Origin of the sequence: Serratia bockelmannii (assembly GCF_008011855.1) — a bacterium.
Classification (GTDB): Bacteria; Pseudomonadota; Gammaproteobacteria; order Enterobacterales; family Enterobacteriaceae; genus Serratia; species Serratia bockelmannii.
The window spans coordinates 1-25,990 of record NZ_VOUX01000002.1 but is presented as its reverse complement, the minus strand read 5'-3'; the positions used below and the strand labels follow the sequence as shown (position 1 = coordinate 25,990).

Annotated in this window: 22 protein-coding genes and 4 tRNA genes; 19 read left to right on the top strand and 7 right to left on the bottom strand. The window is 58.6% G+C overall.

Features of this window, described 5'->3' with window-relative positions; genetic code table 11:
• Positions 1 to 35: 35 nt before the first annotated feature.
• Positions 36 to 1,769 (bottom strand): hypothetical protein, encoded by a 1,734-nt coding sequence (locus FOT55_RS02245; protein WP_147823043.1) that lies wholly within the window; start codon positions 1,767 to 1,769, stop codon positions 36 to 38.
• A 438-nt stretch (positions 1,770 to 2,207) separates the two neighbouring features.
• Between FOT55_RS02245 and surE the strand changes: the two genes are divergently transcribed.
• The 4 genes from surE (at position 2,208) to rpoS (ending at position 5,963) form a co-directional block, all read left to right on the top strand.
• On the top strand, positions 2,208 to 2,969 hold the full coding sequence (gene surE / locus FOT55_RS02240; protein WP_060434262.1) for a 5'/3'-nucleotidase SurE: 762 nt from the start codon (positions 2,208 to 2,210) through the stop codon (positions 2,967 to 2,969).
• Complete coding sequence (locus tag FOT55_RS02235) at positions 2,963 to 3,589, top strand: protein-L-isoaspartate(D-aspartate) O-methyltransferase (protein ID WP_004932585.1); 627 nt, start codon at positions 2,963 to 2,965, stop codon at positions 3,587 to 3,589. Before surE ends, FOT55_RS02235 begins: the two co-directional genes overlap by 7 nt.
• A gap of 325 nt (positions 3,590 to 3,914) precedes the next feature.
• Positions 3,915 to 4,910, top strand: coding sequence for a murein hydrolase activator NlpD (gene nlpD, locus FOT55_RS02230; protein WP_025301622.1), 996 nt, complete (start codon positions 3,915 to 3,917; stop codon positions 4,908 to 4,910).
• 54 nt (positions 4,911 to 4,964) lie between these two features.
• Positions 4,965 to 5,963 carry an RNA polymerase sigma factor RpoS gene (rpoS, locus tag FOT55_RS02225; protein WP_004932578.1) on the top strand — a complete coding sequence of 333 codons (999 nt, stop codon included), beginning with the start codon at positions 4,965 to 4,967 and terminating at the stop codon, positions 5,961 to 5,963.
• Positions 5,964 to 6,042: 79 nt separating this feature from the next.
• On the opposite strand, the gene mutS is transcribed toward rpoS, so the two are convergent.
• The 4 genes from mutS to FOT55_RS02205 all read right to left on the bottom strand — a co-directional run bounded on the left by mutS (position 6,043) and on the right by FOT55_RS02205 (position 11,717).
• Positions 6,043 to 8,598, bottom strand: coding sequence for a DNA mismatch repair protein MutS (mutS, locus tag FOT55_RS02220; RefSeq protein ID WP_060434473.1), 2,556 nt, complete (start codon positions 8,596 to 8,598; stop codon positions 6,043 to 6,045).
• Positions 8,599 to 8,909: 311 nt separating this feature from the next.
• A complete protein-coding gene (locus tag FOT55_RS02215; RefSeq protein ID WP_238476083.1) occupies positions 8,910 to 9,902 on the bottom strand; it encodes a Vgb family protein in 993 nt (330 codons plus the stop codon).
• Positions 9,903 to 9,932: 30 nt separating this feature from the next.
• Complete coding sequence (locus FOT55_RS02210; protein WP_147823042.1) at positions 9,933 to 10,904, bottom strand: aldo/keto reductase; 972 nt, start codon at positions 10,902 to 10,904, stop codon at positions 9,933 to 9,935.
• Between the two features lie 12 nt (positions 10,905 to 10,916).
• The gene (locus FOT55_RS02205; protein ID WP_187181926.1) at positions 10,917 to 11,717 is read right to left on the bottom strand and encodes an SDR family NAD(P)-dependent oxidoreductase; all 801 of its coding nucleotides are present in this window, start codon (positions 11,715 to 11,717) and stop codon (positions 10,917 to 10,919) included.
• A 106-nt stretch (positions 11,718 to 11,823) separates the two neighbouring features.
• Between FOT55_RS02205 and FOT55_RS02200 the strand changes: the two genes are divergently transcribed.
• From FOT55_RS02200 to chbG, 6 genes are all read left to right on the top strand, one after another.
• Positions 11,824 to 12,717, top strand: coding sequence for a LysR family transcriptional regulator (locus FOT55_RS02200; protein WP_043135815.1), 894 nt, complete (start codon positions 11,824 to 11,826; stop codon positions 12,715 to 12,717).
• A gap of 420 nt (positions 12,718 to 13,137) precedes the next feature.
• Positions 13,138 to 13,455 carry a PTS sugar transporter subunit IIB gene (locus tag FOT55_RS02195; protein WP_004932561.1) on the top strand — a complete coding sequence of 106 codons (318 nt, stop codon included), beginning with the start codon at positions 13,138 to 13,140 and terminating at the stop codon, positions 13,453 to 13,455.
• A 12-nt stretch (positions 13,456 to 13,467) separates the two neighbouring features.
• Positions 13,468 to 14,829 (top strand): PTS N,N'-diacetylchitobiose transporter subunit IIC, encoded by a 1,362-nt coding sequence (chbC, locus tag FOT55_RS02190; RefSeq protein ID WP_147823041.1) that lies wholly within the window; start codon positions 13,468 to 13,470, stop codon positions 14,827 to 14,829.
• A gap of 43 nt (positions 14,830 to 14,872) precedes the next feature.
• Positions 14,873 to 16,258 (top strand): glycoside hydrolase family 1 protein, encoded by a 1,386-nt coding sequence (locus FOT55_RS02185; protein ID WP_147823040.1) that lies wholly within the window; start codon positions 14,873 to 14,875, stop codon positions 16,256 to 16,258.
• Positions 16,259 to 16,273: 15 nt separating this feature from the next.
• The gene (chbR, locus tag FOT55_RS02180; RefSeq protein WP_147823039.1) at positions 16,274 to 17,122 is read left to right on the top strand and encodes a transcriptional regulator ChbR; all 849 of its coding nucleotides are present in this window, start codon (positions 16,274 to 16,276) and stop codon (positions 17,120 to 17,122) included.
• Between the two features lie 148 nt (positions 17,123 to 17,270).
• Positions 17,271 to 18,032 carry a chitin disaccharide deacetylase gene (chbG, locus tag FOT55_RS02175; protein WP_049294841.1) on the top strand — a complete coding sequence of 254 codons (762 nt, stop codon included), beginning with the start codon at positions 17,271 to 17,273 and terminating at the stop codon, positions 18,030 to 18,032.
• 9 nt (positions 18,033 to 18,041) lie between these two features.
• Here chbG and FOT55_RS02170 read toward each other — a convergent pair whose 3' ends face one another.
• Positions 18,042 to 19,421, bottom strand: coding sequence for an MFS transporter (locus FOT55_RS02170; protein ID WP_043135805.1), 1,380 nt, complete (start codon positions 19,419 to 19,421; stop codon positions 18,042 to 18,044).
• A 243-nt stretch (positions 19,422 to 19,664) separates the two neighbouring features.
• On the opposite strand from FOT55_RS02170, the gene pncC reads away from it, so the two are divergent.
• From pncC to recX, 3 genes are all read left to right on the top strand, one after another.
• Complete coding sequence (gene pncC, locus FOT55_RS02165; protein ID WP_025301633.1) at positions 19,665 to 20,153, top strand: nicotinamide-nucleotide amidase; 489 nt, start codon at positions 19,665 to 19,667, stop codon at positions 20,151 to 20,153.
• A 111-nt stretch (positions 20,154 to 20,264) separates the two neighbouring features.
• Positions 20,265 to 21,329 (top strand): recombinase RecA, encoded by a 1,065-nt coding sequence (gene recA, locus FOT55_RS02160; RefSeq protein ID WP_004932541.1) that lies wholly within the window; start codon positions 20,265 to 20,267, stop codon positions 21,327 to 21,329.
• Between the two features lie 60 nt (positions 21,330 to 21,389).
• Entirely contained in the window at positions 21,390 to 21,902 is a 513-nt protein-coding gene (recX, locus tag FOT55_RS02155) for a recombination regulator RecX (RefSeq protein WP_025301634.1), read from the top strand.
• A 40-nt stretch (positions 21,903 to 21,942) separates the two neighbouring features.
• Here recX and FOT55_RS25380 read toward each other — a convergent pair whose 3' ends face one another.
• Positions 21,943 to 22,086, bottom strand: coding sequence for a hypothetical protein (locus FOT55_RS25380; protein WP_162180460.1), 144 nt, complete (start codon positions 22,084 to 22,086; stop codon positions 21,943 to 21,945).
• Between FOT55_RS25380 and alaS the strand changes: the two genes are divergently transcribed.
• The 6 genes from alaS (at position 22,036) to FOT55_RS02125 (ending at position 25,989) form a co-directional block, all read left to right on the top strand.
• Positions 22,036 to 24,663: an alanine--tRNA ligase gene (gene alaS / locus FOT55_RS02150; protein ID WP_147823038.1), complete on the top strand. Its 2,628-nt coding sequence runs from the start codon at positions 22,036 to 22,038 to the stop codon at positions 24,661 to 24,663. The two genes, FOT55_RS25380 and alaS, sit on opposite strands and share 51 nt — an antisense overlap.
• Positions 24,664 to 24,915: 252 nt before the next feature.
• Positions 24,916 to 25,101, top strand: coding sequence for a carbon storage regulator CsrA (gene csrA, locus FOT55_RS02145; RefSeq protein WP_004091602.1), 186 nt, complete (start codon positions 24,916 to 24,918; stop codon positions 25,099 to 25,101).
• Between the two features lie 310 nt (positions 25,102 to 25,411).
• Positions 25,412 to 25,504, top strand: a tRNA-Ser gene (locus FOT55_RS02140).
• A 3-nt stretch (positions 25,505 to 25,507) separates the two neighbouring features.
• Positions 25,508 to 25,584 (top strand) — tRNA-Arg (locus FOT55_RS02135).
• Positions 25,585 to 25,781: 197 nt separating this feature from the next.
• Positions 25,782 to 25,858, top strand: a tRNA-Arg gene (locus FOT55_RS02130).
• A 54-nt stretch (positions 25,859 to 25,912) separates the two neighbouring features.
• A tRNA-Arg gene (locus tag FOT55_RS02125) sits at positions 25,913 to 25,989 on the top strand.
• Position 25,990 lies beyond the last annotated feature (1 nt).

The window sequence follows — 25,990 nt, the reverse complement described above, 5'->3', positions numbered from 1 at the left end:
AAGCCCCGGCCGGCCAAGCCGGGGCTTTTGCATTTTTATGCCAGTGCATCCAACTGCGGTGCGGCCATACCACTCAGCTCGATCGACGGTGAATTGTAATGCATGTCCGCCACCGTTTGTTGCAGATCGCGGTTACCTAACGAGAAGACGATATCCTGACTGTCAAAGCCGTGGTTGCCATTGCTGTCGATGATGATATACAGCGCATTGCCCAGCTTTATGGCTCCGACTTCCGCCAGCGCATGTTCGCTGGCGCCGCCGGTGGCTTTACTAAGCGCGGCGCTGAATAGGGATTGTGCATCGGCACCGCCACCCAACGTGGAGAATAAGGTATTCAAATTGCTCGCATTACCGTAGTCGCCATAGGTAACCAACGATTTGCCGCCGGCCGCTGAGAACGTCCATTGCTGTGCGGCGTCGCCTGCATTGATCCGGTCGTTGCCCGCATTATAATCAGTGATTTTGACCTGGCTGGAAATGGAGCTTTGAGCGAAATTGATCGTGTCGCCATGCACACCCGAGCCATGTCCGGTGATGGTCGTGTTGCCGATCACGCTGAAACGGTCGTCTTGCGAAGCGCCTTCTACCACCAATTGCTTGCCGACCAGCGTATTGATAACTGTGCTGAACTGCCCGCTGTTTTGCAGGCTGGTCAGTGTGTTATAAAAGTCACCGCCGCCGGTCCCGCCGATTTCACTGTGAATGTCCACGCTGATTGGCGCGAGATTGCCGTAAGGGTTGCTCAACTCGCCCACGTAGATGTGGGCCAGCGAATCGGTAAAGCCCGCTTTGACATTGAGCTTCAGTACATAATTATTCGCACCACCCAGTGCGAAACCGTTGAGGCTGATATCCGTGATGTGATTGCTTCCGCCGGATAACGTTAATTCAGAATGGGTAAGGTTGGAGGTGATATTTAATATTTCCTTCACCAGACTATTCGTGTAATGACTGGTGACGGCGAAGGTACCGCCGTTGATTTTCTGGTTGCTGTAGGCGGGAGGCGTGTCGGTATAAGGATTGAACTCTTTGCCGATATCAATATTTAAATCGGTCGTGACATTGCTTCCCTGAGCTTTCGCCAGCTCGACATGTAATTTACTGGCAGCCGTTGCGTCATCAAATATACGAATGGTAGTGGGGATATATTGCCCGGCGGAGTAAGAGGCGTTAGCGTTAATTAAATGGACGTTATCAGCAAATCCGCTAAGGGCAAAAGTAAGCGGCGCACTGGGGAAGTAGGGAGATTGCTCGATGTTGCTGACATTAGCATAAGCGTTGTTGTTGATGATGGCCTTGCCGAAGATAACGCCAGCGTCAAAAGTGTGGGCTCCCTCGGTCGCTACGGGGTGCCCATCGAGGTATATGCTGCCGGTGCCGACATAGCCGGCGAGATCGATATGGCTAAATTGATCGAAGTTGCCGATGTTGCTGTTGATGACCGCGGATTTCGCGCCATTGGCGGCGGTCGAAATCAGGATATCTTTGGTGATGAAGTTGGCGGAAAGGATCGTCGTATTATTTGTGCCATATTCAGCGCTGCCATTGGCGCGAAAATTAGCGCTGACAATGTTTGGCCCACCGAGGGACGAGTTTCCTGCCCAACTTAGCATATTAAAACCGCTGCCTATCTTTATCTGTGCTTTGGAAATCGTTAAGTCTGATGTTGGAGAGATGATTACATTGGTATTGTTGATGTTGGTGAACGACAGTTTTTCTGTTTCCGGTGTCAGTTCAACCGGATAATCAGTCATTGATAAATGAGTCATAATGGTTTTCCCTTTGTGAATAATGGGGTTAAATATTTAAGGTACTGTGGCTTAGGAACCTGTAAAATATAGATGGAAAGCGACATGTATGCTGAGAAAGTGCTTTGTGTTTTATTTGGATTGGTTATTATTTAAATTGAATTTATTTCCATGGGCGTTTTTGTGCATGACTGGGCGTTCCGTATGCCGTGTTGGTGAGAACGGCGGCGCATGCTGTGCAGGCACGGTTTACCGCCGCTGTGCTGCGCTCGCCGTTTCTACGGTGAGTTCGGAGGGCGCTGACATGAGTTTGACGCGCTAGTAACACAATCAAGTTCGGTTATAATTCGGGACAAAGTGAACCAGGGTGATCCAATGAACCCGCAGCCGGACAATAACCGGATAACAAGAGTGCGGTTTTAAGTTTGCTTGTCATGACAACAAGGGGTTGAGTCTACAATGCGGATATTGCTGAGTAACGATGACGGCGTCAGCGCCCCGGGCATTCAGGTACTGGCGGCGGCGCTGCGGGAGTTCGCCGAGGTGCAGGTCGTGGCGCCGGATCGTAACCGCAGCGGTTCTTCCAACGCCCTGACGCTGGAGTCGCCGCTGCGCACGCAGACGCTGGCCAACGGCGATATCGCGGTGCTGCAGGGGACGCCGACCGACTGTGTTTACCTTGGCGTCAACGCATTGATGCGCCCGGCGCCGGATATCGTCGTCTCCGGCATTAACGCCGGACCGAATTTAGGCGATGACGTCATCTATTCCGGCACCGTCGCGGCGGCGATGGAGGGCCGACACCTGGGGCTGCCCGCGCTGGCGGTGTCTCTGAACGGCCACCAACACTACGCAACCGCAGCGGCCATTACCTGCCGCATCCTGCGTGCGCTGCAGCGTGAACCGTTACGCACCGGAAAAATCCTGAATATCAATGTGCCGGATTTGCCACTGGCGGAGGTCAAAGGCCTGCGCGTCACTCGCTGTGGTAGCCGCCATCCTGCCGATAAGGTCTTCTGCCAGCAGGATCCGCGTGGACAAAATCTCTACTGGATCGGGCCGCCTGGTGATAAATTTGATGTCGGGCCGGATACCGACTTTGCGGCGGTGGAACAAGGCTATGTGGCGATCACGCCGCTACAGGTGGATTTGACCGCCTACGCGGCGCAGGAAGTCGTGACAACATGGTTAACCAAGGCAGAGGTTAGCGGGGAATGGTGAACAAGCGTATGCAAACATTGCTGACGCAGCTGCGTCAGCAAGGGATCCGGGACGAAAAGCTGCTGAGAGCGATCGAGGCGGTGCCGCGCGAGCGTTTTGTCGACGAAGCGCTGGATCACAAAGCCTACGAAAACACTGCATTACCGATCGGCTCTGGCCAGACCATTTCTCAGCCTTATATGGTGGCGCGGATGACCGAGCTGCTGAATCTGAAGCCCACCTCAAGAGTGCTGGAGATCGGCACCGGTTCCGGTTATCAAACCGCCATCCTGGCGCATCTGGTGCAACACGTTTGTTCTGTCGAGCGCATCAAGGGGCTGCAGTGGCAGGCCAAGCGCCGCCTGAAGCAGCTCGATCTTCATAATGTTTCCACTCGCCACGGCGACGGCTGGCAGGGCTGGGCGTCGCGCGGCCCATTCGATGCGATCATCGTCACTGCCGCGCCGCCGGAGATCCCGCAGGCGCTGGTGGAGCAGCTGGACGACGGCGGCATTTTGGTGTTGCCGGTGGGCGAGCAGGCCCAAACCCTCAAACGCATTCAGCGTCATGGCAACGATTTCGTGGTCGATGCGGTAGAAGCGGTGCGCTTTGTGCCGTTGGTGAAAGGCGAATTGGCCTAGCGATTGTCTGATTTTTCGACCGTCTGCAAAATCTGTTGCACTTTCATCACGTGCGGATAAGGTTTTCTCGTTCCAATCAGGCTAATTTTCACTAGAATTGGCCTTTCTACGTAGTTGTCTTATGGTGCGGCGACGCCAATGTGGTTAGCATTGGCGCGCGTTTTGATGCTCCGGCGGGAGATGACCTGGCGTTCAGGGATCGGCCGGCGGCGCCTTTACATCGCAGAAACTGGGAAGTGGCAAAAGCTCGGCTACGATGTAAAGGGTATTTTGGATATATCACTGATATTGCTGTCATGGGGGAAGCATGAGCACGGGAAGCCCAATGATTACGTTACGCCGGGTAGCGGTGTGTACGATGGTAAGTTTGTGGTTGGCGGGTTGTACGAATACGGCCTCGACGTCGGCCCCTATCAGCAGTGTGGGCGGCGGCGCCGTTCCATCCGGCAATAATAATGGCGGAGTGCAGCAGGCCAGCCCAGAGGGCCGCATTGTCTATAATCGTAGTTATAACGCCATCCCAAAAGGGAGCTACAGCGGCGGTGAAACTTATACGGTCAAGCGCGGCGACACGCTGTTTTACATCGCCTGGATCACCGGCAATGATTTCCGCGACCTGGCTCAGCGCAACAATATTCCCGAGCCATACAGCCTGAATGTTGGTCAAACCATTCAGCTTGGTAATGGTTCTGCCAACGGCGGCGGCGGCATGTTGGCGACGACAGACGCGACCAAAGGCGGCGTTCCGAAGCCACCTTCCAGCGCCCAGATCCAGACGGCAACGGTTGATTCTCAATCAACTAACGCGTATTCTGAAAACTCGGGTAAACAGAATGTAGGTAAGATGTTACCTGCAGCAGGTGCCGCAGCGGTTGGGACCGCGACTGCGCCTGTTACCGCGCCGGAAGCCGCTCCTCCCGTGAGCAGCACCGTCAGCAACAGCGCTCCGGTCAGTACCTGGAGATGGCCGACTGACGGTAAGGTTATTGATAACTTTTCCTCATCAGAAGGTGGGAATAAAGGTGTCGATATCGCCGGTTCTCGTGGGCAGCCTATCTTCGCTACCGCCGATGGTCGCGTAGTGTATGCAGGCAACGCTTTACGGGGTTACGGTAATCTAATCATCATCAAACATAATGATGATTACCTGAGCGCCTACGCTCATAACGACACAATGCTGGTCCGGGAACAACAAGAAGTGAAGGCGGGTCAAAAAATAGCCACCATGGGTAGCACCGGTACCAGTTCAGTACGTTTGCATTTTGAAATTCGTTACAAGGGGAAATCCGTAAACCCGCTGCGTTATCTTCCGCAGCGATAGATTGGGCAGAATACGCTGAGATTCTGCTCGCGGTATCACGGGTAGGAGCAGCATATGAGCCAAAATACGCTGAAAGTTAACGAGTTACATGATGATGCGGATTTCGACGAGAATGGAGCTGAGGCCGAGTCGTTTGATGAAAAAGCGCTGGTAGAAGAAGAGACCAGCGAGAACGATTTAGCGGAAGAAGAGCTGTTGTCTCAAGGCGTTACGCAACGCGTATTGGATGCGACGCAGCTCTATCTGGGTGAGATCGGTTATTCACCTCTGCTGACCGCAGAGGAAGAAGTCTATTTTGCGCGGCGTGCTCTGCGCGGTGACGTGCCGTCCCGCCGTCGCATGATTGAAAGCAACCTGCGGCTGGTGGTGAAAATCGCCCGCCGCTACAGCAACCGTGGTCTGGCGCTGCTGGATCTGATCGAAGAGGGTAACCTCGGTTTGATTCGCGCAGTGGAAAAATTCGACCCGGAACGCGGTTTCCGCTTCTCCACTTATGCAACCTGGTGGATCCGTCAGACGATTGAACGGGCGATCATGAACCAAACCCGTACTATTCGTTTGCCTATCCATATCGTCAAAGAACTGAATGTCTATCTGCGCACCGCGCGTGAGCTTTCCCATAAACTGGATCATGAACCGAGCGCTGAAGAGATTGCCGAGCAACTCGACAAGCCGGTGGATGATGTCAGCCGCATGCTGCGCCTGAATGAGCGCATCACCTCGGTGGATACGCCGCTGGGCGGGGATTCGGAGAAAGCGCTGCTGGACATTCTGGCCGACGAGAAGGACAACGGGCCTGAAGACACCACGCAAGACGATGATATGAAACAAAGCATCGTCAAATGGTTGTTCGAACTGAACGCCAAACAGCGTGAAGTGTTGGCGCGTCGTTTCGGCCTGCTGGGCTATGAAGCGGCGACGCTGGAAGACGTAGGCCGGGAGATTGGCCTGACGCGCGAGCGCGTCCGTCAGATTCAGGTTGAAGGTCTGCGCCGTCTGCGTGAGATTCTGCAGATGCAGGGCCTGAGCATTGAGGCGCTGTTCCGCGAATAACGCCGGTTGTTGAACCGCATCAAATAAAAACGGTGAGCATTATGCTCACCGTTTTTTTATGCCTGCGTCTGGCGCCTGACTACACCATATTTTTCAGCCGGTAGATCCATTCCAGCGCCTGGCGCGGTGACAGGGAATCCGGATCCAGCGCTTCCAGGGCTTCAACCGCCGGCGAGGCCTCTTCCTGCAGCAGCGTCATCTGGGTGGCATCGACGCTGCCCGACGCGGTGTGGCTGGAGATAGACTCCAGCTCGCGCAGCTTCTGGCGGGCGCGCTTGATGACGTCGCGCGGCACGCCGGCAAGCGCGGCGACCGCCAGGCCATAGCTTTTGCTGGCAGCCCCGTCCTGTACGCTGTGCATAAAAGCGATGGTGTCGCCATGTTCGAGCGCGTCCAGATGCACGTTGACCACGCCCTCCATTTTCTCCGGTAGGGTCGTCAGTTCGAAGTAGTGGGTGGCGAACAGTGTCATCGCCTTGATGCGGTTAGCCAGGTTCTCGGCGCAGGCCCAGGCCAGCGACAGGCCGTCGTAGGTGGAGGTACCGCGGCCGATTTCATCCATCAACACCAGGCTGTGCTCGGTGGCGTTGTGCAGGATGTTGGCGGTTTCGGTCATCTCCACCATGAAGGTGGAGCGGCCGGAAGCCAGATCGTCCGCCGCGCCGACGCGGGTGAAGATGCGATCCACCGGGCCGATGGTGGCCTTGGTGGCCGGCACGTAACTGCCGATGTGCGCCATCAGCACGATCAGCGCCGTTTGTCGCATATAGGTGCTTTTACCGCCCATGTTTGGGCCGGTAATGATCAGCATGCGGCGCTGCGGCGACAGGGTGAGCGGGTTGGAGATAAACGGTTCGCTCAGCACCTGCTCCACCACCGGGTGGCGGCCTTCGGTAATGCGGATTCCCGGCTGCTCACTCATGGTCGGGCAAGCGTAGTTCAGGGTATCGGCGCGCTCGGCCAGGTTGGCCAGCACGTCCAGCTCGGCCAGTGCGGCGGCGCTCTGCTGCAGCTCCGCCAGGTGCGGCAGCAGCAGATCGAACAGTTCGTCGTACAGGCTTTTCTCGATCGCCAACGCCTTGCCCTTGGAGGTGAGCACTTTGTCTTCGTACTCTTTCAATTCCGGGATGATGTAGCGCTCGGCGTTTTTCAACGTCTGGCGGCGCACATAGTGGATCGGCACCAGATGGCTTTGGCCGCGGCTCACCTGAATGTAGTAGCCATGTACGCCGTTAAAACCGACCTTGAGCGTATCCAGCCCCAGCTTTTCACGCTCGCGGATCTCCAGCCGGTCGAGGTAGTCGCTGGCGCCATCGGCCAGTGCGCGCCACTCGTCCAGCTCGCTGTTGTAACCGGGGGCGATCACGCCGCCGTCGCGCACCAATACCGGCGGCGATTCAATCACCGCGCGCTCCAGCAGCTCGCGCAGCTCGTCAAACTGGCCCACCTGCGCCAGCAGCTGCTGCACGTGCGGGGTGTCCACGTCTTGCAGCAGCGCGCGGATGTCCGGCAATTGCTGGAAAGCATGACGCATGCGCGCCAGATCGCGCGGACGCGCGGTACGCAGCGCCAGGCGCGCCAAAATTCGCTCCTGATCGCCCACCTGACGCAGCGAAGGCTGCAGATCGGCGAACAGTTCCTGCAATGCGCCGATCGCCTGCTGGCGGGCGGTCAGCACCTTGATGTCTCGGGTCGGCATGTGCAGCCAGCGTTTCAGCATGCGGCTGCCCATCGGCGTGACTGTGCGATCGAGGATCGCCGCCAGCGTGTTGTCGCTGCCGCCGGACAGGCTCTGCGTCAGCTCCAGGTTGCGGCGGGTCGCGGCGTCCATGATGATGCCGTCCTGCTGGCGCTCCATAGTGATGCCGCGAATATGCGGCAGCGAAGTACGCTGGGTATCTTTGACGTATTGCAGCAGGCAGCCGGCGGCGCGCAGCGCCTGATGCGCCTGCTCGACGCCGAAACCGGTCAAGTCGCGGGTGCCGAACTGCAGGTTGAGCTGCTGGCGTGCGGTCTCCAGTTCGAATTCCCACAGCGGGCGGCGGCGCAGGCCGTGGCGCTGTTCGATCAGCGCCATTTGTTCGAAGGTTTCCGGGTAGAGCAGCTCGGCTGGATTGGTGCGCTGCAGCTCGGCAGCCATGGTTTCCAAATCCTGCGGCTCGGCGACGCGGAAGCGGCCGGAGCTGACGTCCAGCGTGGCATAACCGAAGCCGCGCGCATCCTGCCAGATCGCCGCCAGCAGGTTGTCCTGGCGTTCTTGCAGCAGCGCTTCGTCGGTGATGGTGCCGGGGGTGACGATACGCACCACTTTGCGCTCGACCGGCCCTTTGCTGGTGGCCGGATCGCCGATCTGCTCACAGATGGCGACGGACTCGCCAAGCTGCACCAGCTTGGCCAGGTAGTTCTCCACCGCGTGGTGCGGCACGCCGGCCATCGGGATCGGTTCACCCGCCGAGGCGCCGCGTTTGGTCAGCGAGATATCCAGCAGTTGGGAAGCGCGCTTGGCGTCATCGTAAAACAGCTCGTAGAAGTCGCCCATGCGGTAGAACAGCAGGATTTCAGGATGCTGGGCCTTGAGGCGCAGGTACTGCTGCATCATCGGCGTGTGCGAATCGAGTTTATCGGTGCTATTCATGCGATTATTTTTCCAATCCATTGAATGTAAAGGGAACTGTGATTTTCATTGTCGTCATTCGCTATCACATTGTTTCAGCAGGCGCCGCCCCCCTTTAGCGCTTGGCGAGCGGCGCAAATCAAATCATCAAAACGCCAAACGGCGCGCTCAAACCCGAGGTTTGCACAGACGCTTATACTAGCCTAGCGGGCAATCGGCTGTCACAGGTAAAAATGGGAAGCGCTGCGCAAGGCCGGTTTGTAACGCAGCGAGATTGTTGTTCGCCTGCGGGCAACAACGCAAGTGTCGCCGCCCGCAGTGGGGGGGCGACTTTATTGCGCGGCGGTGAGAGGCAGGGGCAGTTGATAGAGGCGGAAACTGTCGGGCACTTCGGTTTCATGGCCGGGCAGCAGACGGTGGCGGATGCGCGACTCGCTGACGAAGGCGCAGCCTTGTGGGGTGATAGTCAGGTTAACCGGCGACTCCATGCCTTCGCGCAAGACCTCAAGTTGGTGCATCCCTGCCGCCTTGGGTGACGGGATCCGCAGGATCCGCCCTTGGCCGCTCTGGATCCCGTTTTCCAGCACGATCAGCGCGCCGTCCGGCGCCAATCCCATCCCGTCCGGGTTTTCAATCAGGCGCGGCAGCTGCATTTCCGTCAGCTGCGGCTGCGGATCGTTATAGCTGAGGGTGTAGAGCTTACCGGTGCCGAAATTGGCGACAGCCATCAGCCGATCGTCGAGCAGCACGATCCCGGCGGCGCCCAGCCCGCTGGGGGCCGCCAATCGCGCATCCTGAAACAGCGTACTGAATGCCGCTTCGCCCGGCCGCAGGCGCAGGATGCCGCCGCCGCGGGTTTCCGTTACGTACACCGTGCCGTCTGCGCCGAGCACGATATCGTTGCCCATTTCCCCCGTCGGCAGTGCCAGGCTGCGGTTGAGGGTGCCATCCGCGACGTTCAGCGCATAGATGCGGTTGGCCCGCGTTTTGCTGCCGGAAAGGAAGTCCGGCGAATTGCCCCACAGCAACCCGCGCCGTTCGTCCAGCCGCAGCGCGTTTGAGGCGAACACCGTGTCAGCGCCAGGGAAAAAGGTTTCCCACGCTTTACCCGGCCGCTTGCGCAGCACGTTGCCGCTGGTGATCAGGCCGACATACAACGTGCCGTCCGTCGCGCGGGCGATGCCGTTGGGATAAAGCGCGCCGGGCGGCAGCGTCATGCTGCTTTCGGCGCAGTGGGTATTGGCGGCGGCCTGCGCCGGAGTGGTCAGGGGGAGTGCGGCGGCGAGGGTGAACAACGCTGCTCGCGCGGTAAGCGCATATGACATGTCTTCTCTCCTGGAATGACGGAAAAGGGGCTACCAGCGCTCGGGGCGGGCAGCCTGTGCCATTGGCGCCTCCAGCGCGGCGAGGTCTTCCGGCGATAGCCTGAGGGTGAGCGCTGCCAGCGCATCCTGCAGATGGTGCGGCTTGGACATGCCCACCAGCGGCGACGCCACGCCGGGTTTGGCCAGCAGCCAGGCCAGCGTGATCTGCGCCGGTGGAACGCCGCGCGTGGCCGCCACCTCCGCGACCGCCGCGACGGTGCGTTCCACTTCGTTTCTGCCGCCGTACCAACGGGGCGCCTGTTCGTCGGTGGCGGCGCGCAGCGTGCCGGCGTTGCCGGAACCGGCCAGCACGCCGCGGGCCAGCGGCGACCAGGGCGTCAGGCTGAGCCCCTCCTCCAGACACAGCGGGATCAGCTCCTCTTCGTCTTCACGCGTCACCAGGTTGTATTGGCTCTGCAGCGAAATAAACGGCGCCAGGCGGTGCTGACGTTGAAAGGCCAGCATTTTCATCAGGCGCCAGGCGTGCAGCGAGGAGGCGCCGAGATAGCGGATCTTGCCCGCCCGCACCAGGCCATCGAGGGTGTCGGCGGTTTCTTCGATCGGCGTTTCGGTGTCGAAGCGGTGCAGTACAAACAGATCGAGGTAATCCGTCCCCAACCGCTGCAAAGAGGCGTCGACGCTGTGCAGCAGGTGCTTGCGCGACAGCCCTCGGCTGTTCGGCTGCGCGTCCATCGGAAAGTAGGCCTTGGTGGCGATCACCACGTCTTCGCGGCGGGCGAACGCCTTCAGGGCGCGGCCGAGAATGCGCTCGCTTTCTCCGCCGGAGTAAATGTTGGCGGTATCGAAAAAATTGATGCCCGCTTCCAGCGCCTCGCGGATAAAGGGGCGCGCTTCATCTTCTTTCAGCACCCAGGGCCGCCAGGCCGGATCGCCGTAGGTCATGCAACCCAGGCAGAGGCGGGACACCTGCAGGCCGCTGTCGCCAAGCCGAACGTAGTTCATGGCATCGTCTCCTCAGCGCATGCCGGCGATGGTGTAACCGCCGTCCACCAGCAGGCTTTGGCCGGTGATGAAGCGGGCCTCGTTCGTCGCCAACCACAGCGCCACATCGCCGATGTCTTCCGATTCGCCCAAGCGGCCGGCGGGCGTATGGGCGATAAAGGGCGCGAACGCCGCGCTGTCGGCCACGCTGCCGCGCGCCATCGGCGTGTCGATGATGCCGGGGTTGATGTTGTTGACGCGGATGCCCTGGCCGCTGTATTCGAGCGCCACCGCGCGGATCATCGCATCGAGCGCGCCTTTGCTGGCGGAGTAGCTGGATGAGCCGGCCAGCGCGCCGTGGGTCAGCCAGGAGGAGGTGTTGATGATCACGCCGCCTGAATGCTGTGCCAGGAAGGTTTCAATCTCGTATTTCATCGCCAGCCAGACGCCTCTGAGGTTAATGGCGATCACGCGGTCAAAATCCTCGCTGCTCTGTTCGGTGATGGGGGCGAAGTTGCCGATGATGCCGGCGTTGTTGAAAGCGACGTCGAGCCGGCCGTAGTGGGCGGTCACTGCGGCGAGCAGCCTACGGATATCGTCTTCCAGGGAGACGTCGGCCACGATGGGCAGGGCGTCACCGCCGGCTAGCGCGATATCGCGCGCCGTGGCTTCGATCTCCGCCGCGCGCCGGCCGACTAGTGCGACTTTGGCGCCCTCGCGGGCATAGGCCAGCGCCGCAGCGCGGCCGATACCGGTACCGCCGCCGCTCACCAGTACGACTTTGTCTGCCAGACGGCGCGGCGTTTCATGGGTTGGAGCTGTAGCATTAATCATCGCATCGATACCTGGTAATGGGTTCGATCGCAATGCTATGTTGTTAGATGACGGATAACTATCCGCTAAAAATTCATCTCACTATTAGATAATTTATATCAATAGCATGAAGAAACCCGAACTGTCCGGCCTGGCGGCCTTCGTGGCTATCGCCAGTGAACGCAGCTTCCGCCGCGCCGCCGCCCGATTGGGCGTGACGCCGCCGACGCTGACCCACACCCTGCGCGAACTGGAGGCGCAGGTGGGCATTCGCCTGCTGAACCGCACCACCCGCAACGTCTCGCCGACGGAGGCCGGAGAGCATCTGCTGGCGCAGCTGGTGCCGGCTTTTACCGACATCGACGCCGCGCTCGAGAGCCTGAATGCGTTTCGCGAAGGGCCGCGCGGCCTGGTGCGCATCAACGCGCCGCGTTCTGCGATCGATCTCGCCATCGTGCCGCATCTGGGGCGGTTGGCCAGCGAATACCCCGGCATTACGCTGGAAGTGGTGGCGGACGAGGGGTTCGCCAATATCGTCGAGCAAGGTTTTGACGCCGGCATCCGGCTCGGTGAGGACCTGCATAACGATATGCGCGCGGTGCGCCTGACACCGGATCTGCGTTTTGCCATCGTCGCCACGCCGGACTATTTTCAGCGGCACGGCGAGCCGACGCATCCGCGGGATTTACTGCAGCACCGTTGCATCGGTTGGCGCAAAGCCTCTTCAGGCGAGCGCTACAAATGGGCTTTTCAGCAGGGGGAGCAGCGATTTTCTGTGGCGGTTAACAGCCCGTTGATACTCGATGACGGCAGGATGATGGTGCAGGCGGCGCTGGCGAACGTCGGCATCGCTTTTGCCATCGAGCAGGAGGTGGAAGAATACCTGGCGAGCGGGCGGTTGCGGCGGGTGCTGGCCGACTGGTGCGCGCCGTTTCCCGGTTTTTACCTCTATTACCCCAACCGCAGGAACCATTCCGTGGCGCTGGCCACGGTGATCGAGTTGCTGCGTCTGCCCATGTAATCCTCTTCGCCTGCTGCCGTCGCGTTCGGATGGCAGCAGCCGAATCAAGCTTGAACTATTTTTATTCCCTCGCCGTTTGTTCAGACGCAAATAACCTCTTAAATTCTCAGCGAGTTCATAACTTGCTGTTTATAATTGTTATTTGATTATTTATTAAGAATATTCTGAGTTTTTGGCGGTTATTTGAGAGCCCGGTCACACTATTTTTTTGTGCAAAATGTGAAGAGGGTCAATCCATCAGGTCAATGAGAGACGGTTCTGTCTCCTCTTGGCTTACCGATCCGTTTTTCATGCTCCGTATACTGTCTGTAACCAGGGCAACGTGACGGAAATTTTCATAAGGAATGTGCGTGAAGCAATCGTGATTGCATCTGGCATACAAATAACACCGGGTTTTTTTGATTATCTGAGGTGCTTGGTATGGAAAAGAAAAAAATCTATCTATTTTGTTCTGCCGGTATGTCCACTTCCCTGTTGGTATCAAAAATGAAGGCGCAGGCCGAAAAATATGAAGTGCCGGTGATCATCGCCGCCTATCCGGAAGCGCTGGCCGCGGAGAAAGGCGTTGAAGCGGATCTGATCCTGCTGGGGCCGCAGATCGCCTACACTCTGCCGGAAGTGCAGAAACAGCTGCCCAATAAACCTGTTGAAGTCATCGATCCGCTGTTGTACGGCAAGGTCGATGGGCTGGGCGTACTGAAGGCCGCGGTGGCCGCCATCAAGAAAGCCAATCAATAACAGGAGGCCGCCGTGAATACCCTCATTGCCTCGCTCGAGAAGGTTATCCTGCCTTTCGCCGTAAAAATCGGTAAGCAGCCCCATGTCAACGCCATCAAGAACGGCTTTATCCGCCTGATGCCGCTGACCTTGACCGGGGCGATGTTCGTGTTGATCAACAACGTGTTCCTGAGCTTCGGCGAGGGATCGTTTTTCTATTCATTGGGCGTAAGGGTGGACGCCTCCACCATCGAGACGCTGAATAGCCTGAAGAGCATTGGTGGCAGCGTTTATAACGGTACGCTAGGGATCATGTCCCTGATGACGCCGTTCTTTATCAGCATGGCGTTGGCCGAAGAGCGCAAGGTCGATCCACTGGCCTCGGCGCTGCTGGCGGTGGCGGCCTTCATGACCGTCACGCCGTTCAACGTCGGCGAGGCCTATGCGGTGGGCGCCAATTGGCTGGGCGGCGCCAACATCATTTCCGGTATGGTGATCGGGCTGGCGGTGGCTGAGATGTTTGCTTTCATCGTACGGCGCAACTGGGTGATCAGCTTGCCGGACAGCGTGCCGGCTTCGGTGTCGCGCTCTTTCTCGGCGCTGATCCCCGGTTTCATCATCCTCTCCATCATGGGGCTGGTGGCGTTCGCGCTGGCGCACTGGGGCACCAACTTCCACCAGATCATCATGGACGGCATTTCGGCGCCGCTGGCCAAGATGGGCAGCGTGGTGGGCTGGGTTTACGTGCTGTTCTCCTCGCTGCTGTGGTTCTTCGGGGTGCACGGCTCCATGGCGCTGGCGGCGCTGGACAGCGGCATCATGACGCCGTTCGCGCTGGAAAACGTGGAGCTGTACAACAAATACGGTTCGGTCGAAGCGGCGGTGGCCGCCGGCAAAGAGTTCCATATGTGGGCGAAACCGTTCGTCGACTCCTACATCTACCTTGGCGGCACCGGCTCGACGCTGGGCCTGATCATCGCCATCTTCATCGCCTCGCGCCGCGAGGATTACCGCCAGGTCGCCAAGTTGGCGACGCCATCCGGCATTTTCCAGATCAACGAACCGATTCTGTTCGGCCTGCCGGTGATCATGAACCCGGTGATGTTCATTCCGTTTATTCTGGTGCAGCCAGTGCTGACCATCATCACCTCACTGGCTTATTACTCCGGGCTGATCCCGCCGATCACCAACATCGCGCCCTGGACCATGCCAGTCGGCCTGGGGGCGTTCTTCAACACCAACGGCAGCATCATGGCCCTGTTGCTGAGCCTGTTCAACCTGGCGGTTGCCACCGTGATTTATCTGCCGTTCGTGGCGATCTCCAACAAGGCGCAGAGCCAGATCGACGCGGCGACGGAAAGCGAAGAAGACATCGCCAAGGCGCTGAAATTCTAACAGTGGAACGGGGCGGCGTGGCCGCCCCGCGAGGGACGCGAGTATGGAATATCAATTTGCCGACGGGTTCTGGTGGGGCAGCGCCACCTCCGCGCCGCAGTCTGAAGGGGCGGCCGCACGGGACGGCAAAAGCCGCAACATCTTCGACTATTGGTTCGAGATCGCGCCCGAGCGCTTTCACGATCGGGTGGGGCCGGCCGAGGCCTCGACCTTTTACGACCATTTCCGCACCGACATCGGGCTGCTCAAAACGTTGGGCCACAATACCTTTAGAACGTCGATCTCGTGGTCGCGGCTGATCCCGGACGGCGACGGCGAGGTGAACCCACAGGCGGTGGCTTTCTATAACGCGATGATCGAGGAGCTGCTGGCGCAGGGCATCACCCCGTTTATCAATCTCTACCACTTCGATATGCCGCTGTGCATGCAGCAGCGCGGCGGCTGGGAAAACCGGGCGGTGGTCGAAGCCTATGCGCGTTACGCCGACATTTGCTTCGGTCTGTTTGGCGATCGGGTCACCCACTGGTTCACCTTCAACGAGCCGATCGTGCCGGTGGAGGCCGGTTACCTGAATGACCTGCACTACCCTTGCGTAGTGGACTTCAAACGGGCGGTCACCGTGGCGTATCACAGCGTACTGGCGCATGCCATGGCGGTGCAGCGTTTCAGAGCGCGCGGGCTGCCGGGGAGCATCGGCATCATTCTGAATCTGAGCCCGACCTATCCGCGTTCCGATGCGTCGGAGGATCGGCAGGCTGCGCACGACGCCGATCTGCTGCTCAACCGCAGTTTCCTCGATCCGGTCGCCAAAGGGCGTTATCCGGCGGCGTTGCTGCAGCTGCTGGAGCGGCATGGGCTGATGCCCCACTGCGAGCCGCAGGATGCGCAGCTGATTGAAGACGGCGTGGTGGACATCCTCGGCGTCAACTATTACCAACCGCGCAGGGTGCAGGCGAAAGAGGGGCGCCGTGCCGAGGGGCCGATCGCATCGCCGGAGGATTTGTTCAGTTACTATGCAATGCCGGGCCGCAAAATCAATCCGCACCGCGGCTGGGAGATCTACGAAAAGGGGCTGTACGACATCCTGATGGATCTGAAAGAGAACTACGGCAATCTGCCTTGTTATATTTCCGAAAACGGCATGGGCGTTGAGGGCGAAGAGGCGTTTATCGGCGCCGATGGGCGGGTGGAAGACGACTACCGCATCGACTTTATTCGCGAGCACCTGAAATGGCTGCACCGCGCGCTGGCGGAAGGCTCGCAGTGCAAAGGCTATCATCTGTGGACCTTTATCGACTGCTGGTCCTGGCTGAACGCCTACAAGAATCGTTATGGGCTGGTGCGGCTGGATCGGGCGGATCAGCGCCGCACCATCAAGAAAAGCGGCTACTGGTTTGCCGAGGCGGCCAGACGCAACGGATTTGACTAACGGGAGGCCGGCGCCGTGTCCGACAACCGAATTTCGCTGAGTGCGAACGATGTGAAGCTGATTCGCGAGCAGGATTTCTTTAACTGCAAAGATTTTCACCTGTTTATCTACAACAAGGTGGAAAGCGCCACCGGGCTGCATCAGCACGACTATTACGAGTTCACCATCGTGCTGAGCGGCAAGTGCTACCAGGAGATCAACGGCAAGCGGGTGCTGCTGGAACGCGGGGATTTCGTCTTTATCCCTATCGGCTCCTACCACCAGAGCTTTTACGAGTTTGGCGCGACGAAAATCTTCAACGTGGCGGTCAGCAAGGCGTTTTTTGAAGAGCACTATTTGCAGCAGCTGCCGCGTTGCTTCATCGCCTCGCAGGCCTACAGCCTGAGAAGCGAGTTCTTGGCCTATATCGAATCGGTGGTGAGTTCGCCGCAGTTTCGCGAGGATGATTTCGCCGAGTTTCTCGAAACGCTGACTTTCTATGTGATCAGCCGCATTCGTCACTATAAAGAAGAAAACGACGGCGGCGATGATATCCCGCAGTGGCTGAAGAACACCCTGGCCGGCATGCATGACAAGGCGATGTTCGGCGAAAGGGCGTTGGCGAACATGGTGGCGCTGTCGGGGAAGACTCAGGAGTATCTGACCCGGGCGATGCGGCGTTACTACCATAAGACGCCGATGCAGGTGATCAATGAGATCCGCATCAATTTCGCCAAGACGCAGCTGGAGGTCACCAACTATTCGGTTTCCGATATCGCCTTTGATTCTGGCTATGGCGACGTCAGTCTGTTCATTAAAAACTTCAAGCGGCTCACCGACGTGACCCCAGGCAACTACCGAAAAAAGTGTTACGGCCCTCTTTAGGGCCGCTCCCGATCAGTATTAACGCCGATATGCCGATGAGCTTTAGGTCGCCGGCCGGTTAATCATTCGATTTTTACCTTCGAGAAGGGGAATGCCGCGCCGGTCGGTCGGCTTTTCCTTGCCGAAAATTCATCCTGCGGGAGCCATTATGGAAAAACTACTGATCGTGAATGCCGACGACTTCGGCCTGAGCAAAGGACAGAACTACGGCGTCGTCGAGGCGTATCAGCATGGCGTCGTTTCCTCCACCACGGCGATGGTGAACGGCGGCGGCGCCCAGCACGCGGCGGCGCTCAGCCGGCAATATCCGGGGTTGCCGATCGGGCTGCATTTCGTTTTGACCCATGGCAGGCCGCTGGGCGCCATGCCTTCGCTGGTCAATGAGCATGGCGAGCTGGGCAAATGGCTGTGGGGCCGCGCCGAGGCCGGCGAGCTGCAGCTGGACGAGATTCAGGAGGAGCTGCAGCGCCAGTTCACGCGGTTTGTGACGCTGTTCGGCAGGGCGCCAACGCATATCGACAGCCACCACCATGTGCATATGCAGCCGCAGATTTACCCGCTGGTGGAGGCGTTTGCACAGGCACAGGGTCTGCCGCTGCGCCTCGATCGCGAAGAGGCGAAACGGCGCGGTATTGCGTTGCAGACGCCCTACAGCACCGACGCGTTTGACGCGGGATTCTACGGTGAAACGATTTCCGAAGCCTTGTTCCTGCAGAGGTTGGCACGCGCCGACGCGCAGGGCGCCGAGTCATTGGAAATGATGTGCCACCCGGCGTTCCTCGATGCGACGATCCTGCAGAGCAAATACTGCCACCCGCGCCTCGTCGAGCTGGATGTGTTGACCGCGCCGACGCTGAAAGCGGCGATCGCCGAACGCGGTTTTATGCTGGGCTCCTTCCAGGATCTGTAGCACCACCGTTTACAGCATGGCGTGCGCCTTTTTCAGGCCGGTGTCCTCTTGCGGATCGGCTCCCTGAGGCAAGGGTTCCTCCTCCTGTTCTTCGGGCTGTGGCTCCTCGACATCGGGCGCCGCTTCCGGCGGCGGCATGGTGTCGTGAATGATCTGCTCATCGAAGGTCGGATTGAGCGCAGGCGACAGCGGTGAACTGGCGAGGCTGTCTGGCAGCGCAATGTGCGGCACCGGCGCGTCCTGTGCCAGCTGCGGTTCCTCCGCTTTCGCCGTACGGCCGAGGGCCGCCAGCAGTACGCCGCACAGAGCGAAGAAGGCGTACAGGATATTGCCGCCAAGCGGCTCGATCAGTGCGCCGACCGCCAACGGCCCGATGCTGGCGCCGACGCCGAACGCCATCAGCAGACAGGCGGCCAGCGAGACGCGGCGCTCCGGCTCGATCAGATCGTTGGCCAATGCCACCACCAGCGGATAGAGCGTAAACTGCAGCATGCTGACGACGAACCCCACCGCCAGCAGCAGCGGGAAATCGATGTGCGGCAGCAGTGCCAGCGGCAGCGCCGCCACGATCAGCAAAATGGCGTTGAAGCGCATCAGCAACGGGCGGTTATAGCGATCCGACAGCCAACTGAGCGGGAACTGCGCCACCAACCCGGCGAAGATAGCCAGCGCCATGAACAGGCCGGTTTGCTGAGTGGTTAAGGATTGCAGGCTGGCGTAGACCGGCGCCAGGCCGTAAAACGAGCCCACCACCATGCCGATCACCAACGTGGTGGCCAGCACCTTGGGAATGGCGCCGACAAAGTAACGCAGCTCCATCGGGGCCGGCGACATGTGGCGCGCATTGGTGCGGGTGGTGAGAGCGATCGGCACCAGACAGAGCGCGAAACACAGTGCGATCACCAGCAGCGTGGTGATGCCCAGATTGCTTTGCAGCATCAGCACGATCTGGCCCAGCGACATGCCGAGATAGGTCGCCGCCATATAGAAGCCGAACACCATGCCGCGCTGGTTGGATTCCGCCTGGTCGTTCAGCCAGCTTTCCAGCACCATATACTGGCACATCATGCACAGCCCGATCACCAGACGCAGCGCGACCCAGGCGGGAATGAACTCCGTCAGGCCGTGCCCCAGCACCGCGGCGGTGATGATGCCGGCGCAGGCCACGTAGGCGCGGATATGCCCGACGCGGGCGATGAGAAAGTGGCCGACCTTGCCGCCGATCACCAACCCGATGTAGTTGGCGGCGATGATAGCGCCGATCAACGCGCTGCTGACGTGGATGGAGGTCAGCCGCAGCGAGACGTAGGTGGTGAGCAGGCCCGAGCCCAACAGCAGCAGCAGGGTGGTGGTGTACAACGGCAAAAATACGCCCAACGTTTTTTTCACGCTATCATCCTAATCTCTTCTGGTGCGCCCTGAGGCCGCCGCCGCAGCGTGCCGCCTCCGTGATGTTCCTTGTGCTGGTGCGCCGCCGCTCGATGGGGCGCTTCTTTTGATACTAGCAGCTTGGCCGGGCGCTTAAAACCGCACCTCCTGCGAGGCGCTGCGCATTTCAACGTGTCAGCCGCTGCAGCGCCTTGATAAATGCTACTATCGGGCGCATATACCTGAATTCGCGAGGGAGGGATTATGAGTGAAAACCAACTGCGTCAGCTCAGCGTGCTGGCAGGGGAGAAACTGAAGGCTCAGGGCCGCTGGATCACCTGTGCGGAATCCTGCACCGGGGGGGGGATCGCCAAGGCCATTACCGATATCGCCGGCAGCTCCGCCTATTTCGATCGCGGTTTCGTCACCTACAGCAATGCGGCAAAGCATGACCTGCTGGGGGTGAACGAAGCGACGTTGGCGGCGCACGGCGCGGTCAGCGAAGAGGTGGTGCGCGAGATGGCGATAGGGGCGCTGCGTGCGGCGCAGGCCGATCTGGCGCTGTCGGTGAGCGGCATCGCCGGCCCGGACGGCGGCAGCGCGGAAAAGCCGGTCGGCACCGTGTGGTTCGGTTTCGCCGGCAGCGATGGCCGGGGGCTGTCGCGCAAGATGCAATTCGAGGGCGACCGCGATGCGGTGCGGCTGCAGGCGACGATTTTCGCGCTGCAAACCGCCATCGACGAATTTTTGTAAATTAGGCTTGATACTGTATGACCATACAGTATAATTAGTGACATTTCCTGCACAACATACATTCAGTGGCAGTGTGGGGTAACACCGGCATTGCGAAACGAAGGAGCAAAAATGGCTATTGATGAGAACAAGCAAAAGGCGTTAGCTGCGGCACTGGGCCAGATTGAGAAACAGTTCGGCAAAGGCTCCATCATGCGCCTGGGTGAAGACCGCTCCATGGACGTGGAAACGATCTCCACCGGCTCACTGTCACTCGATATCGCTCTGGGCGCCGGCGGCCTGCCGATGGGCCGCATCGTCGAAATCTATGGCCCGGAATCGTCCGGTAAAACTACCCTGACGCTGCAGGTGATCGCCGCTGCGCAGCGCGAAGGAAAAACCTGTGCGTTCATTGATGCTGAGCATGCGCTGGATCCTATCTATGCGAAAAAGCTGGGCGTTGATATCGACAACCTGCTGTGCTCCCAGCCGGACACCGGCGAGCAGGCGCTGGAAATCTGTGATGCGCTGACCCGCTCCGGCGCGGTTGACGTCATCATCGTCGACTCCGTGGCGGCGCTGACGCCGAAGGCGGAAATCGAGGGTGAAATCGGCGATTCGCACATGGGTCTGGCGGCGCGCATGATGAGCCAGGCGATGCGTAAGCTGGCCGGCAACCTGAAAAACGCCAATACCCTGCTGATCTTCATCAACCAGATCCGTATGAAGATCGGTGTGATGTTCGGCAACCCGGAAACCACCACCGGTGGTAACGCCCTGAAGTTCTACGCTTCGGTACGCCTGGATATCCGTCGTATCGGCGCCATCAAAGAGGGCGACGAAGTGGTGGGCAGCGAAACCCGCGTGAAAGTGGTGAAGAACAAAATCGCTGCGCCGTTCAAACAGGCTGAATTCCAAATCATGTACGGCGAAGGCATCAACAGCCGTGGTGAGCTGGTCGATCTGGGCGTGAAGCACAAGATGATCGAAAAAGCCGGCGCCTGGTACAGCTATAACGGCGAGAAGATCGGTCAGGGCAAGGCGAACGCCTGTAACTTCCTGAAAGAAAACCCGGCTATCGCCGCCGAGCTGGATAAGAAACTGCGCGACCTGCTGCTGCACAGCGGCGGTGAGCTGGTGGCTGCCTCCGGTGACGACTTCGAAGATGACGAAGCGGAAACCAGCGAGCAGTTTTAATCGCTGAAGATGTGCGCCGCCGTTTATGTGGCGCACATCCCCTGAATTCAGGCTCAAATGATGAATGACTTGCTAAGCCGCGCCATGCGCCTGCTGTCGCAACGCGATCATAGTGAAGCTGAACTGCGCCGCAAACTTGCGGCGCAGCCGTTTGTGGCGAAAGCCCGTTTTGGCGGCAAGGGGCCACATGCGTCGACATCACCGCCGGTGGCTGAAGAGCCGGTAGATCCTGCGCTGATCGAGCAGGTTATCGCCTACTGTTATCAGCATAATTGGCTGGACGATAAGCGTTTCGCCCACAGCTACATTGGCAGCCGCAGCCGCAAAGGTTACGGCGCGCAGCGCATCCGCAGCGAACTGATGCAAAAGGGCGTCGACAAAGCGCTGGTACAGGACGCGCTGGCGGAATGCGACATCGACTGGTGTGAACAGGCGAAACAGGTGGCGCAGCGAAAATTTGGCGATGCGTTGCCAACTGACTGGAAAGAGAAAGCCAAAGTGCAGCGTTATCTGCTCTATCGCGGCTTTTTCCAGGAAGAAATTCAGTCAATTTACCGTGATTTTGCGCAATGAGCGCACACGGGGTTTTACTTCCCTCTGAAGAAAATTTATCTTATCCCCACTTTTTGTTCGTGAGCTGGTTGTCATCGTCGGGATGACGCGCCACCGGCTCACGTGTCGTTATTCTAGCCTTTCCAGGAAAATTATGAGCAAGAGCACCGCTGAGATCCGTCAAGCGTTTCTCGATTTCTTTCATAGTAAGGGTCATCAGGTTGTAGCAAGCAGCTCCCTGGTGCCTAACAATGATCCGACATTGCTGTTTACCAATGCCGGCATGAACCAATTTAAGGATGTTTTCCTGGGGCTCGACAAACGCGCCTATTCCCGCGCCACTACCTCGCAGCGCTGCGTGCGCGCAGGCGGCAAGCATAACGACCTGGAAAACGTCGGGTATACCGCTCGTCACCACACCTTCTTTGAAATGCTGGGCAACTTCAGCTTCGGCGATTACTTCAAGCACGATGCGATCAGCTACGCGTGGGAACTGCTGACCGGTGAAAACTGGTTCAACCTGCCGAAAGAGCGACTGTGGGTCACTGTGTATGAAACCGATGACGAAGCATTCGACATCTGGCAGAAGCAAATCGGCGTACCGGCCGAGCGCATTATCCGCATCGGCGACAACAAGGGCGCGCCTTTCGCTTCCGATAACTTCTGGCAGATGGGCGATACCGGCCCATGCGGCCCGTGCACCGAGATTTTCTACGATCACGGCGATCACATTTGGGGTGGTCCTCCGGGCAGCCCGGAAGAAGACGGCGATCGCTACATCGAGATCTGGAACATCGTTTTCATGCAGTTCAACCGTCAGTCCGACGGCACCATGTTGCCGCTGCCGAAACCTTCGGTGGATACCGGTATGGGCCTGGAACGCATCGCGGCGGTGTTGCAGCATGTGAACTCCAACTATGAGATCGACCTGTTCCGCACCCTGATTGCCGCCGTGGCGAAAGTGACCGGTGCGACCGATCTGGACAATAAATCTCTGCGCGTTATCGCCGACCACATCCGTTCCTGCGCCTTCCTGGTGTCTGACGGCGTGATCCCGTCTAACGAAAACCGCGGCTACGTGCTGCGTCGCATCATTCGTCGTGCGATCCGCCATGGCAACATGCTGGGCGCGAAAGACACCTTCTTCTACAAGCTGGTGGCGCCGCTGATCGAAGTGATGGGCCCGGCGGCCGATGAACTGAAACGCCAGCAGTCGCTGGTGGAGCAGGTGCTGAAAACCGAAGAAGAGCAGTTTGCCCGTACGCTGGAGCGTGGTCTGGCGCTGCTGGATGAAGAGCTGGCCAAGCTGCAGGGCGATACCCTGGACGGCGAAACCGCTTTCCGTCTGTACGATACCTACGGCTTCCCGGTGGACCTGACCGCTGACGTCTGCCGCGAGCGCGGTCTGAAAGTCGACGAAGCGGGCTTTGAAGAGGCGATGGAAGCACAGCGCCGCCGCGCGCGCGAATCCAGCGGCTTCGGCGCCGACTACAACAGCCTGATCCGTGTGGACGGCAGAAGTCAGTTCAGCGGCTACGATCACGACGAGCAGCAGGCGATGGTCATTGCGCTGTTCCGCGACGGCCAGCCGGTCGATCAGATCAACGCTGGCGAAGAGGCGGTGGTGGTGCTGGACGAGACGCCGTTCTACGGTGAATCCGGCGGCCAGGTCGGCGATAAAGGCGTGCTGAAAGCCGCAGGCGCCGAGTTTGTGGTCAACGACACCCAGAAATACGGTCAGGCTATCGGCCATCAAGGCAAGCTGGCGCAAGGTTCGCTGAAGCTGAACGATCGCGTAGACGCGCAGATCGACACTGAACGCCGCAACAGCATCCGCCTGAACCACTCCGCGACCCACCTGCTGCACGCTGCGCTGCGCCAAACGTTGGGCGAGCACGTTGCGCAGAAAGGCTCTCTGGTTAACGACAAATACCTGCGCTTCGACTTCTCGCATTTCGAAGCGATGAAGCCGGAACAAATTCGCGCGGTGGAAGATCTGGTTAACCAGCAGGTGCGTCGTAACCTGCCGGTGCAGACCGAGCTGATGGCGTTGGAAGATGCCAAAGAGAAGGGTGCGATGGCGCTGTTCGGTGAGAAGTACGACGACAACGTTCGCGTGCTGACCATGGGCGACTTCTCCACCGAGCTGTGCGGCGGCACCCACGCCAGCCGCACCGGCGATATCGGCCTGTTCCGCATTCTGAGCGAGTCTGGCACCGCGGCGGGCATCCGCCGTATTGAAGCGGTAACCGGCGCTGGCGCTATCGCTACGCTGCATCAGCAAAGCGATTTGTTGCAAGACGTTGCGCAGTTGGTGAAGGGCGATAGCAACAACCTGACCGATAAAGTGCGCTCGGTGCTCGATCGCACCCGCGTGCTGGAAAAAGAACTGCAGCAACTGAAAGATCAGCAGGCGGCGCAGGAAAGCGCGTCGCTGTCCAGTCAGGCGAAAGTGGTTAACGGCGTGAAGCTGTTGGTCAGCCAGTTGGACAATGTCGAAGCCAAAATGCTGCGCACTATGGTGGATGACCTGAAAAATCAATTGGGTTCGGCCATTATCGTGTTGGCGACGACGGCTGATGACAAAGTCAGCCTGGTCGCGGGCGTGACCAAGGATCTGACTGACCGCGTGAAAGCCGGCGAGTTGATCGGCAACGTGGCGCAGCAGGTCGGCGGCAAGGGCGGTGGTCGCCCTGATATGGCGATGGCGGGGGGGACGGATATCAACGCCCTGTCAGCGGCGTTAAACAGCGTAGAAGCCTGGGTGGCCTCGAAGCTGTGAACATAAATAAATAGCACGCACAAACGCCATAATACTTTGTTGATTATGGCGTTTTCATACTGTGCTAACACAATTTAGTTACAATTGCGGGAACAAAGTTTTTCAGGTCGGCTAAACTTACCATTATCTGAGGTGGGACCAAGTCTGCTTACACTTATTGTGGATTGCGCGGCTTACGTTTTCACCACATATGATGGATAATGACGGGGAAACTGAGAGACCCGACTCTTTTAATCTTTCAAGGAGCAAAGAATGTTAATTCTGACTCGTCGAGTTGGTGAAACCCTCATGATTGGCGATGAGGTTACGGTCACTGTGCTAGGGGTAAAAGGCAACCAGGTGCGTATTGGTGTGAATGCCCCCAAAGAGGTTTCGGTTCACCGTGAAGAAATCTATCAGCGCATTCAGGCAGAGAAGTCTCAGCAGACGACTTACTGATTCCGAAGCAGCGTCTCGTTGCCAGACGAGACGCTACTGCATCGTTTTACCCACTTCTTTCGTTCTCCCCTCTCTTTTTCGTGATTATTTTCCCGGTGAGTTTCCTGCTTTGTTGCCACAGACGCTGCGGTTGCCTGTTGATAAAACGCCCTTTTTGCCGTGAAATCGCCCATGTTGGGTGTGAATTGTGCAAACGCGCATGAGTTGGGAAAAATTGTTTGACTTAAAAGTCGGAGAAAGTAATATGTGCGCCACGCAGTGCCGATGAGCTTCTCCAAAGCAAGTTAGGCACAATTCGAAAGAAGCGTATGGTGAGGTGGCCGAGAGGCTGAAGGCGCTCCCCTGCTAAGGGAGTATGCGGTCAAAAGCTGCATCCGGGGTTCGAATCCCCGCCTCACCGCCATTTGCATCCATAGCTCAGCTGGATAGAGTACTCGGCTACGAACCGAGCGGTCGGAGGTTCGAATCCTCCTGGATGCACCATATTTTCCTCATGTGTCGCGAAGCGAGAGTTTCAGACAGGTGACGAGCAAGAAAGTGCTCGAAGGAGGATAACATTGCTTAAGCAATGGCCCGTAGGGCGAGGCGCTAGCGCCGAGTAATCCTCCTGGATGCACCATATTTTGCAGTATGGTGGGGTAGTAACAACGTACCATACGGTATCAAAAAAGAATTCCTGTGCATCCATAGCTCAGCTGGATAGAGTACTCGGCTACGAACCGAGCGGTCGGAGGTTCGAATCCTCCTGGATGCACCATTCTTTCTGTCGTGTTTCGTTAGCGAAGCAGGCAAGCAGTAAAAAAATAGACATGCATCCATAGCTCAGCTGGATAGAGTACTCGGCTACGAACCGAGCGGTCGGAGGTTCGAATCCTCCTGGATGCACCAT